The sequence below is a fragment of the Oscillatoria salina IIICB1 genome, from assembly GCF_020144665.1.
Taxonomy (GTDB): Bacteria; Cyanobacteriota; Cyanobacteriia; order Cyanobacteriales; family SIO1D9; genus IIICB1.
Genome location: NZ_JAAHBQ010000042.1, coordinates 38,733 through 50,107, shown reverse-complemented (window position 1 = coordinate 50,107; position 11,375 = coordinate 38,733). Strand labels below are relative to the sequence as shown.

Below are 11,375 nucleotides of genomic sequence, written 5' to 3'. Positions count from 1 at the left end.
GATCGTCAGGGTGCATCTACTTAATTTAAGAGTATCACTTTGGGGTGGGGGGTGTCACCCCTTTTTTGATTTTTTTTGGGGAAAGGTTTTTACTCTTAACTCTGGGAACGAAAAAAAGGGAGAATCACGGGTGGTGACTCTCCCTCTTATCAGGGTGCATCTACTTATCACAATATAGCATCTTGGGGGTGGGGGGTGTCACCCCCTAAGACAAATTTTTTTGACAGTAATATGATTTGAAGATCGAAAAATGATTATTGTGCTTAAACGAGTAGAGCGAACATCAGAGCAAATTCAAATGGAAAAAATTGCTCGCGATCTTGCTTTTGATTAGCTTTCTGGAAAAGAGCGAAAAACTTGAGTCCGACAAAAAAAAGAGAGTCACAAACTGTGACCCTCCCAATCATCAGGGTGCATCTTGCTAACACAATATATCATTTTAGGGCTAGGGGGTGTCACCCCCTAATTTGTTTTTTCTGTAAAGATTGTGTAAAAACTGAGTAAAGGTTTCGGTTGATAGTCGAGACGCGACACTGCGCGTCTCCAAACAGTTAAGCGATCGCTATTTTAGCTTTTTACCCAACAGTTGATTAGTCAACTTCGGATCTGCACGTCCGCTAGTTTTCTTCATCACCTGTCCCACAAAGAAACCTTTCAGTTTTGTTTTACCATTGTGAAACTGTTCAACTTCTTTGGGATGTGCAGCTAAGACCTCATCAATAATTTTTTCCAGTTCTCCAGAATCGGAAATTTGCACCATTCCCTTACTTTCGACCAGTTTTTTGACTGAACCCCCCTTAGTCAAGAGTTCCGGGAGAATTTCTTTAGCAATCTTACCACTAATCGTACCTTCTTCAATTAACTGAATCAACTCAGCCAAAATTAAAGGTGTCAGCGCAATTTCAGTAATACTGAGTTTATTCGTATTCAAGTAAGCAGCAATATCTCCCATCACCCAGTTAGCTACCTGCTTTGGGTTAGCTTTCGCAGCTACAACAGCTTCAAAATATTCTGTCACCGTACGATCTTCAGTTAAAACCTCAGCATCGTAAGCAGAAAGTCCTAACTCTTGTTGATAGCGCGATCGCTTTTGCGCGGGAAGTTCGGGAAGTTCAGCTTTCCATTGCTTGAGTTGCTGCTGAGAAACTTCAATTGGTGGTAAATCCGGTTCGGGAAAATAGCGATAATCACTCGAACCTTCCTTACTACGCATACCTTTAGTCCGTTGACTACCTTCTTCCCAAAGTCGAGTTTCTTGAACCAGAGTTTCTCCCCCATTTAAAGCTTTAATTTGACGTTCAATTTCATAATCGATCGCCTTTTGGATTGCGCTAAAGGAGTTCATATTCTTGATTTCAATCTTCGTCCCAAACTTTTTTTGTCCCACGGGACGCACAGAAATATTCACATCGCAGCGCAGAGAACCTTCTTGCATATTACCGTCACTGATGCCAAGATAGCGCACGATCCGACGTAACTCTTGAGCATATTCTGCCGCTTCTTGACCCGATCGCAAATCCGGTTCCGAGACAATTTCTAATAAGGGGACTCCAGCGCGGTTAAAATCGACCAAAGAATGAGTCGAACCAGAAAGGCGATCGCTACCTACATGAACCAGCTTACCTGCATCTTCTTCCATGTGTAAGCGAGTAATCCCAATCTTTTTGCGAATTGGTTCTTTCGTCTTTTGATCGAGAAGTTCAATTTCTAACCAACCATGTTCCGCGATCGGCAGATCGAACTGCGAAATTTGATAATTTTTCGGTAAATCCGGATAAAAATATTGTTTACGGTCAAATTTACTGTAAGGAGCAATGTTACAGTTCAAAGCTAAACCAGCTTTCACTGCATATTCGAGAACTTTCTCATTCAGGACGGGTAAAACCCCAGGATAACCGAGAGTAATCGGAGAGATATGAGTATTCGGAGGTGAACCAAATTCTGTCGAGTCAGCACTAAAAATTTTTGTCTTCGTATTAAGCTGACAGTGGGTTTCCAGTCCAATAACTGCTTCGTATTCAGTCTTAACTTTGGTCGCTGTGGTCATAAGTTAGAAATTAAGGAGAATTTCAAATATTAGCCTTATTGTATCTTTGACTGTTCCAACAGCATTGGTAGTATTTCCCCTAAAACAGTTTAGGGTGCTATAAAATGCACCCTAGAACCATGTTTATTCTCTTCGGAGCAAATCTGCATTCAGACTACATTAAGCCCCAGAAGTGCAATAAACCTTGACCTGAGAACAATTCGATTAGCAGCGCAGCTAAAAAGCCGATTTGCGCTAGACGACCATTCCAGATTTCTGCTTGTGGTGTGAAACCGAATTTCCACTCGTTACGGTCTTCTGGTTTAGTAATAGGTGTTTGTGGGTTAGTCATAATTGCTTCCTCCGTGAGTTAACTGAGAATTGACGAAAATTATTTAGGTTTTGGTGATACTCTGGCTTACATTAAGCCCCAGAAGTGTAGTAAACCTTGACCTGAGAACAGTTCGATTAGTACCGCAGCTAAAAAGCCGATTTGCGCTAGACGACCATTCCAGATTTCTGCTTGGGGTGTGAAACCGAAATTCCAAGCGTTGCGTTCTTCAGGATTGGTGATGGGTGTATTTTGTGGGTTAGTCATAATTGCTGTAATGGGTATTTAGTTCTCTATGTCAATCAATTTAACAAAAATTTATAGAGGGGTTATCTCTCCAAGGAGATAAACCAGTAATAAAACTTAATAATCTGAAAGTAAGAGGAAAATTTTTGAGGAATGTTTAGAGGGGACTGGGGACTGGGGACTGGGGACTGGGGACTGGGGACTGGGGACTGGGGACTGGGAGACAAGGAGGATAAACTAATAACTGCTAACTGATAACTGATAACTGCTAACTGCTAACTGATAACTGGTCACTGCTAACTGTTCACTGCTAACTGTTCACTGCTAACTGCTAACTGATAACTGCTAACTGATAACTGTTCACTGCTAACTGCTAACTGCTAACTGTTAACTGTTAACTGAACCTAGTCCCCCGATCGCGTTACCTGTTTGGGGGTCGAAAAGGTGTATCTTATCTATTTGGATGGATAGCCAGAGTGAGTCACCAGGTTTAACGATGCGTTCTGGGGGTATTCTGACTTGTAGGGGTGGTTCGATGGAACCGGAAAGAGAGACGGTGAGATAAGTTTCGTTACCGAGGGCTTCGACTAATTCTACTTTGACAGGTAAGTTTTTGGTAGCTGGGGGACTAATTTGGAGATGTTCGGGACGAATACCGAGAAGTAGCGATCGCGTATCATAAGGTTTGAGAAATGTTGACCATGCTTCGGGTAAGGTAAGTCTAAACTGTGCGTGAGAAATGAGGAGAGGCGCATTTACCTTTACCATAATAAAATTCATTGGTGGCGAACCGATAAATTCGGCGACAAAACGATTTGCTGGTCGGTTATAAATTTCTAAGGGAGTAGCAATCTGCTGAATTTCACCTTGATTCATGACAGCGATGCGAGATCCCATCGTCATTGCTTCTGTTTGGTCGTGAGTGACGTAAATCGTAGTTGTCCCTAATTGTTGCTGAAGTTTGACAATTTGACTACGAGTTTCCGCACGCAGTTTAGCATCAAGGTTGGAGAGAGGTTCGTCCATGAGGAACACTTGCGGTTTGCGCGCGATCGCCCTTCCTAATGCTACCCTTTGTTTTTGTCCGCCGGAAAGTTCTTTCGGGAGTCGTCTCAGTAAAGGTTCAATTTGCAATAATTTCGCTACTTCGCGGACGATCGCATCTACACTCTTTTCTTTTTCAGAAACGTAATGTAAGCCTTTGGGTAATTTTCTGGTAACACCGACAAATAAATCTTCTGCCCAAGGAGGTAATTGAGATTGGTTGGAGTTATCTGGGGTTGCTGTCTCGGTTTCTGCTGCTTCCCCTTTACTCATGCGTCGTAACCCAAAAGCGATATTATCGTAAACACTGAGATGAGGATAAAGGGCGTAATTTTGGAATACCATTGCAATATCGCGTTGCTTGGGTGGAAGATTGTTAACTAAAGTAGACCCTACGAAAATATTGCCACCAGTAAGTTCTTCCAGTCCAGCAATAACGCGGAGTAACGTACTTTTCCCGCAACCAGAAGGACCAACGAGTACCATAAATTCGCCATCTTTGACTGTTAGGTTAATACGTCGTAACACATTAATGGATTTTGGCGATCGCGTTTCAGCCTTCAACTGCGGTGGTGTGTCAGCAGGAGACAACAACGGTTCCGTCGTCACAGGTTCAATAGTATCCTGACTACTACCCCCGCGATCGCGAAAACTTTTATAGACATTTTCTAATACAACCTTTGCCACTTCCAGATCCTTTCCCAACGAAAATCACACCGATCGGCAAACCTACCGATCCTAGTGTAGTAGTTAAGCAACCAACTCTCTTAACCGTAGCGATCGCCATTACCAACTTACCCTACCGAAAAATCTCGCAGCGATCGTTAAACGTCTTTTTTTTATAATAAATATCATTAACTATATTTTATTACCAAATAAGATGTCATCAATTACCCAAAAAGTTGATTCTGTTATTGGTTGTTTACTGGGAACGGCAGTAGGAGATGCTTTAGGACTTCCTTATGAAGGTTTATCAAAGCAAAGACAACGAAAAATTTATTCTCGGATCGATCGACATCGCTTTTGCTTTGGTAAAGGAATGATTTCTGATGATACAGAACATACTTGCATGGTTGCTCAAGCTTTAATTGTTTCGGGGGGAGAGCGAGCTAAATTTGCTCGCTCTCTTGCTTGGCAATTTCGCTTTTGGTTGTTAAGTTTACCTGTTAATTTAGGTCTGGCAACCCTGAAAGCAATCTTGAAGTTATGGTTAGGTTTTTCGCCAGATCGTAGTGGTGTATTTTCGGCGGGAAATGGACCAGCGATGAGAAGTGCAATCATCGGTGTTTGTTATGGCGATAATTTGGAAAAAATGCGCGAGTTGGTAAAAGTTTCGGCGAGAATTACGCATACAGATCCCAAAGCTGAATGGGGAGCGTTAGCTGTGGCGATCGCTGCACGCTTTGCTACCAATCAGTCAAAGGTATCTCCAGAAACATACTCTCAATTTATGACAGAAATTTTACCACCAGAAGCTCCTGAATTTCTCGAATTAATTGAACTAGCTTGTGAGAGTGCAATCAAACAGCAATCAGCAGAATTATTTGCTCTAGATTTAGGACTTAATCAAGGAGTTACTGGTTATGTTTATCATACAGTCCCTGTCGTAATTCAAATTTGGTTGCGACATCAAACAGACTATGCAACTGCTATTCAAGAAGTTATTCGTCTCGGCGGCGATACTGATTCTACAGCCGCAATTTTAGGTGGAATTATTGGTGCTTCGGTAGGAAAAGTTGGTTTTCCTCAGCAGTGGCTTAGGGATTTATGGGAGTTTCCTAAAAGTAGGGAATGGCTGGAAAATTTGGGGAGGAAATTAGCTGAAGTTAGGGTTAGCGGGAGGAGACAAAAACCGTTATCTTTGCTACCTGATGCGATTTTCTTGCGCAATCTTTTTTTCTTATTTGTCGTAATTTTACATGGGTTGCGGCGTCTGTTACCTCCCTATTGATTATCTCAATCATGCCAAGCTAGAATTTAGGTAAATTATTTAATCAAGAAAAACGGCATTCCTTTATTGTTGCCCCAAAAAAAGGCGATTAACGAGCATAAGCAGAATGTTTATTTTCATTGTTTGATGTGATATAATGCCAAACAAGAAAATCAATTATTTTTTAGTAAAATCTTGTTAAGAAATAGTTGACAAAAATGTCAGACGAGCAATTAAAAAAAGACGCTGCCAGATTACGGGAATGGCAGGAAAAAATTCACACAGCCAACCGGAAAAATATTTTCTGTCATTGTCGTGACTGTGACAGCGAATGGGTAGATTCCTCATTTGAGGTTGTTTGTAGTCAGTGTGGAAGCAAAAATGTAGAAAGTATTTCTTGTTGGCAATTTCCCGATGATTGAGTTGAATAATAAGCAAAAGTAGGGAAAATAGCAAGATCGCCATTCCCTACTTTCAATTTCTTTTGCTGACACTAAATTTTAACAGTCGAAATCAGCCCTAGCTTGAAAAACCTTGGGCTTTAGCATCATTTTTCCTCCTCAAATTATCTCGAAGGACTCACCTCTAATCCCTAACTACTTTTTTTGTTAAATCAGGAAAAAAATAGTTGACTTTAGGGTTAGGCGATCGTAGAATTAGACATTAATCGATAACTGCCTTGATTCTTGTTCGAGTAAACGAACTAAATCTTCATTTCCACTAGCTTTAGCTGCTTCCATACGGCGTTCTAAACTGCGACGAATGTTATTTAAGTGAATTTGTGCAGATTCGGAGGAAATGCCGCTATTTACTTGACTGTTAAGAAACGCACAAGGATTAGTAGTAGAATTAGATTGAGCTAGCTGTGAAGATTGACATTTAACTACAGGACGCTTGCTATAAGCAACGCCACGATATTGCAAGTAGATTTTAGGCTGAAGTTCAGGAATATGTCTGGGATATTTGTATCTAATTTCTTGTCCTCGGTACTTACCTGCTACTTCGCCTTCAATAACTTCCAGATTTAAACTTTGGCGATCGTAGCCAACACCACGGTAAGAAAATCTCATTATTTTTACTCTCCTATTGTTGTTTGAAAAAGAAAATTAATAAATAGGGAACAGTCATTAATTGGTTAAGGAATAACAGCAAGATTCGTAAAAATATCTTACTATTATTCAACTTTGTCAAAAGTGGAAAAACTTAACCACGTTTGTAAGTAACACCGCGATAGATGAATTCTTGGCTAGGTTGATGACGGCGATTCAAACGAAAACGGTGAACTTTCCAAGCAGAACCCCGATAAGTACCGCCAACTGCGCCTTCAGTTACTTCTAAAGATACTGGCTGAGTTTCGTAATTGTTACCGCGAAAATGAAGTTTCATCTACTTTACCTCCGAAGGGATTTTGATTGGATTAGCGGCGTTACTGGGAAATAGTCCAGTTGAGATGCGATTGCTCTCTCCGTCAGAGGCAAGGAGAGAGCAAAAGGCGCTCGTAGCCTGCATTACAAACTTATCAAATTTATTTCTGTATCTATTTTGACAGTTTTTCTAGTTAAGTGGCAACTATTTCTGGCAAAAATCAAGAAATTATAACTTTTGGTCTACATCGATACTTATTGTCGTGAAAAAATGGGTAAAAACACCATCTCGTTTTTCAAACGGATTGAATATTATACGAGAAAATGCGATCGCTCTGGTTAGGAAAAGATTAAGTTTAATTAAATTATTGAGTCAAAAGTGAATCTATGTGCAAGTCGCGGAGAAAATAGAAGCGAGATTCGTTGTTGACTTTTTTGCGACCCAAGTAGCCAGCTAAAGGCGAAGAAAGCTCAATTAAAATTTCGTGTAATTCTTTTGGTGTTAACGATGGAGAATGATTTGAACCAATATACGTGCCATGTAGTGAACCGACTTCAGCATTATCTAGACCTGTTTTTTCCAAGTAGTTTTTGACAACCTGAACTACGTGCGATCGCAGCTTAATTTCTGTTAAAACTTTCTCAATATACTCATCAATTCTGGCATCAATTTGTCCAGCTTCTAAATACGGCTTTAATTCAATCAAGTTAACTGAACCTGGAAATTTGGCTTCTAATTCAACTAACTTTTGCAAAGTCATAGGCTTAATGATACTGATAGTAGATTTTTGAGCAGATTCTTGTAAAAATTTCGTTGGTTTACCGGGACCAATAATTAACTTAACAGCACTTTCATAATCTTCTTTTCCCAGATGTCTTATCCCAATTCTATATAACTGTTCAGCCGTAGAATCAGGAATATTTTTACCCGCTTTGCACTCTCCCACCAAAGAATATGGTGTAGTGCAATATAAATCCATACCACCAGCACCACCCTTAGCATTAGGATCGACACCAAAACCGAGAAATTCGAGACTTTTATGAACTACTCGTTCAAAGTCTGTACCAGCTTGATAGTTACTTTTATTGGCATCTTTTTCATCACTACGATTACCAAAGATAACAATATTTTTAATCCATGCTTTTTGGGGATCGACTAATTTATTAGGTGTTTCACTTTTCCAACCTAAAAAGTGACTGATTCTGTTAGCTAGCAGTGGTGCTGATGAATCATTGAATTGCGCGATCGCACTTTGCAATTCTTCCAATTCCGGATGAAAAGGTGGCTGTTGCGCTTGTAATTGCTGACAGCGCTTTTGAAACATTGTCTTGCTCAAAACAGGTTGCGTACCTTCAATTGACAAGGGCGACAATAATGCAACAAACAAATTTTCTGGATCTACAATAGCCGATACTTCTATTGCTTGAGCAAACTTATAGACACGCAAATAAGCTAGAAAAATATAGGGTTGTTGGGCAAATATTTTTTGAAAAGTTTCTGGTTGCCAAATTGTTAATCGCGATAAAGCTTCACAAGATTCGCTACCATCTAAAATTTGGCAAAATTCACAACTAGCCCAAGCCTTAACTTGTGGTGTTTCAGAGTTGAGTTGAACAAGAGCATTTTGAGCTATTGGCAGAAAATTTGAGCGATAATATTGCTCAATAGGTAATAAACTAGGCGATACTGCTGAGGGATAGAGAACAAATTCACCAGGATCTATATATTGTTTGAATAGAGCAACAACAATTCGCCCTTGAAGTAAAGCTTCAATATCTGGTGCTGGTAAACATAAAGCTGTATCAATCATCACTCAAACCCTCCGGTATTTTTCCAGTTGGCTCACTTAATATTTTGTGAATCAAAATATTATCGATTGCCAGTTTTTTTCGATCGACAAAATCAATAATATCTTTGTCTTTTAGATCGTAATCATCCCGGCCTTTATACACCAACCAAACCGCTAAAAGAGGTTCGATATCTTCTGGTTTAAAATCAGCATATATACCACCGTATTGAGGAGATAAAAGTTTTGTCAAGTTTTCCTGAGCTTTACTAGCAGTCTCGCTAACAGTTCTCGAACGAACAAAACAACCACGATTTAAATCGAACTTTTTATATGCAACTAAACGGCTTAAACCAGCCATAACTGAATTGGAGTTCGTCTTTTGTAATACTAATATTCCTAGTTTGATAGTTTTTCCCTTATGTTTACCAATGACTTTAAACTTGATATATTTTTTATTATCTTTGTTTGGTTCAACCTTCTTTTCTAAGCGCTCGATTTGAAACTCGTTAACAGTTTTTCCAGATAAAGTGTGAAAACCTAAACAAAGAGCGTTAGCAATCTTGTCTTCTTCTTCTATCCAAATTGTCCGAGTTTTTTTGAGTAATTCAAGTTCTTTATTATAAGCATTTTCTACCGGAGGAGATGTAACATTATCGTCATACCAACGTTCTCTACACCATTGTAAAACTCGTCTCACCGAGCTTTCACTACCTAGTTTTCTAAGTTGATTTTCTTCAAACGGATAAACTTCAGTTGGTGGGTTTAAATTTCTTTGCTGATAAAAAGGTTGCAACCATAATTTGACTAACTCAACTATCGAATCATCATCGATAAATTGTAACTGAATTGACTCATTGGCGGCTGAAACTCGATCTGCTACTCCCCCTGGCATTTGTTTGATTTTCCACTTCCAAGTATCGGGCATCATTACTGTTAAAATGACTATACCATTGCTCTCACTAGATAAATTAATACTATCAACCAAAGATTTGATTAATTGAGCAACAACATGGGTTCTGGTTAAACCTACCTTACTACGTCTAATATCCACTGTATCCAGTTCGTCAAAGCAAATAGTAACAGCTTGATAATCGCTAACTAAACTTAATATTTGGCTAATATTTTCAAAAGCTTTTGATTCGGAATCGCGACCTAAGATGCTAGATTTTGGTAATTCTAATTCTTCTGCTTTTTTGGGTGATAAATCATTACCTGATAACCACTTGAGGGCATAAGGAGTTTGTTCTTCAGAAAGTGTCCAAAAAATAGCCCGAACCAGATCCACATCAATACGCTTGCTTCTTGTCAGTCTACTGAATTTGCTTGTCATTATGCCAACCCACCGATAAATTTTTTCAGTTGTTTGAGTAGAATCGTTCAGAGTTGCTACTAACTTTTGAGCCGAATTAGTCTTAGCTTCTGAGTTACTTGTTTTCAAAACTTTATTAACCATAAAAGTAGCTAATTCTTGCCATTGTGTGACATTTTGACTGCCAATTCGATCTAAACTTTCAGCCAAAGTCTGTTGAAATTCACGATTAATAAAGTGTAAAGAGTATGTTTCTACACCTGCATAGATAAATAAAGCAGTTCCATCTAATTTGCAACGGCGACGAATGCGACTAATAATATGACTTTTGCCGACTCCTTTTTGGGCAGTAATTACCATTGAAGTTATTTTATTATGTCCAGAGGTTGCCTTGCGAACCCTATTAATTGCTTCAAAAACAGCATTGGAAGCATGAGCATTAAAACTTTCAAGATCGGGAAAATTTCCATCCCAAATATCTTGCTCTCTAACAATAGCTAAACTAGCAAAGGGATTTTCTTTTTTTATAGCAGCTTGAATGTCGTCAATTGGAGATGTAGTCATAGGAATTTTTTTCAGGTAGATGTATTTAGTAAATGATTGAGGAAATTTAGTTATTTAAGTGCGTAGCGTAGTAGCGCAATTCTCCTAAAGAAGTTTTAATTGAATCTTCAGCTTTGTCAGGAGTAATATCGAGCATTTCTCCACCCTGAAGCAAAAAGATTCCTTGAGCTTGCATTTGACGGAGCCATTCATTAAAGTTAGAGCGAGTTATACGATCGCCAATTTCTCTTCTGATTCGATAGATGGGGACGAGATTTTCTAGGTTGTAATCCTGATTCAGGCGATCGTAAACATCCAGTGTAAGCTGCTTAAATTCGTCGTAAGACTCAATCTGAGCCGCTTCAGGTGATTTTTCTTCAGAAACACTAATTCCATCACCCACAGAGCGAATCCACTTGAGTAGCCCATTTGCAACTGCACTACCCACTTGATTTCCCCCAAACTGAAACTCAGGTGCTTGCAAACCCTCAGCAAGCATTTGTAAACCCGTGTTTGTCAGCGAAACGGTAAACGAGCTACCTTTTTTCTTAAGCGCGATCGCACCAGCTTCCTCCAAGCGATCGTAAATACTGCTATATTTTGCCGATTTTTCTTTACCTCGAATCAGTTTTTTGTTTAAATCGCCTTTTTTCACTTCTTGCTCAATTCCACCTAAATCCCATAAATACAGAAGTAAACGAGTTTGAGCTTGCTCTTCAAAACTCTGCGAGCTTATTGTTGCGTCTTTTGGTGACATCTGCGTATTTCCACTTAAAATAAAAATCTATCTCT

General features: G+C 39.4%; 12 protein-coding genes. 3 read left to right on the top strand and 9 right to left on the bottom strand.

Features of this window, described 5'->3' with window-relative positions:
* Positions 1 to 562: 562 nt before the first annotated feature.
* From gatB to G3T18_RS14035, 4 genes are all read right to left on the bottom strand, one after another.
* Positions 563 to 2,047, bottom strand: coding sequence for an Asp-tRNA(Asn)/Glu-tRNA(Gln) amidotransferase subunit GatB (gene gatB, locus G3T18_RS14050; protein ID WP_224411193.1), 1,485 nt, complete (start codon positions 2,045 to 2,047; stop codon positions 563 to 565).
* 154 nt (positions 2,048 to 2,201) lie between these two features.
* Positions 2,202 to 2,378 (bottom strand): chlorophyll a/b-binding protein, encoded by a 177-nt coding sequence (locus tag G3T18_RS14045; protein ID WP_224411192.1) that lies wholly within the window; start codon positions 2,376 to 2,378, stop codon positions 2,202 to 2,204.
* Between the two features lie 66 nt (positions 2,379 to 2,444).
* Entirely contained in the window at positions 2,445 to 2,624 is a 180-nt protein-coding gene (locus G3T18_RS14040) for a high light inducible protein (protein ID WP_224411191.1), read from the bottom strand.
* A 366-nt stretch (positions 2,625 to 2,990) separates the two neighbouring features.
* Positions 2,991 to 4,334 (bottom strand): ABC transporter ATP-binding protein, encoded by a 1,344-nt coding sequence (locus G3T18_RS14035; RefSeq protein ID WP_318013974.1) that lies wholly within the window; start codon positions 4,332 to 4,334, stop codon positions 2,991 to 2,993.
* Here G3T18_RS14035 and G3T18_RS14030 point away from each other — a divergent pair.
* From G3T18_RS14030 to G3T18_RS14020, 3 genes are all read left to right on the top strand, one after another.
* Complete coding sequence (locus G3T18_RS14030) at positions 4,328 to 4,492, top strand: hypothetical protein (RefSeq protein WP_224411190.1); 165 nt, start codon at positions 4,328 to 4,330, stop codon at positions 4,490 to 4,492. The two genes, G3T18_RS14035 and G3T18_RS14030, sit on opposite strands and share 7 nt — an antisense overlap.
* 35 nt (positions 4,493 to 4,527) lie before the next feature.
* The gene (locus G3T18_RS14025) at positions 4,528 to 5,598 is read left to right on the top strand and encodes an ADP-ribosylglycohydrolase family protein (protein WP_224411189.1); all 1,071 of its coding nucleotides are present in this window, start codon (positions 4,528 to 4,530) and stop codon (positions 5,596 to 5,598) included.
* A 197-nt stretch (positions 5,599 to 5,795) separates the two neighbouring features.
* Positions 5,796 to 5,999 (top strand): hydrogenase maturation nickel metallochaperone HypA, encoded by a 204-nt coding sequence (locus G3T18_RS14020; RefSeq protein ID WP_224411188.1) that lies wholly within the window; start codon positions 5,796 to 5,798, stop codon positions 5,997 to 5,999.
* Between the two features lie 234 nt (positions 6,000 to 6,233).
* Here G3T18_RS14020 and pirA read toward each other — a convergent pair whose 3' ends face one another.
* From pirA to G3T18_RS13995, 5 genes are all read right to left on the bottom strand, one after another.
* Positions 6,234 to 6,647 carry an arginine synthesis PII-interacting regulator PirA gene (pirA, locus tag G3T18_RS14015; RefSeq protein ID WP_224411187.1) on the bottom strand — a complete coding sequence of 138 codons (414 nt, stop codon included), beginning with the start codon at positions 6,645 to 6,647 and terminating at the stop codon, positions 6,234 to 6,236.
* Positions 6,648 to 6,780: 133 nt separating this feature from the next.
* Entirely contained in the window at positions 6,781 to 6,963 is a 183-nt protein-coding gene (locus G3T18_RS14010; protein WP_224411186.1) for a DUF4278 domain-containing protein, read from the bottom strand.
* A 343-nt stretch (positions 6,964 to 7,306) separates the two neighbouring features.
* Complete coding sequence (locus G3T18_RS14005; RefSeq protein ID WP_224411185.1) at positions 7,307 to 8,752, bottom strand: DUF1802 family protein; 1,446 nt, start codon at positions 8,750 to 8,752, stop codon at positions 7,307 to 7,309.
* Entirely contained in the window at positions 8,745 to 10,604 is a 1,860-nt protein-coding gene (locus tag G3T18_RS14000) for a hypothetical protein (RefSeq protein ID WP_224411184.1), read from the bottom strand. The genes G3T18_RS14005 and G3T18_RS14000 overlap by 8 nt, the downstream gene beginning before the upstream one ends.
* Before the next feature lie 46 nt (positions 10,605 to 10,650).
* Positions 10,651 to 11,340: a hypothetical protein gene (locus G3T18_RS13995; protein ID WP_224411183.1), complete on the bottom strand. Its 690-nt coding sequence runs from the start codon at positions 11,338 to 11,340 to the stop codon at positions 10,651 to 10,653.
* Positions 11,341 to 11,375: the final 35 nt, after the last annotated feature.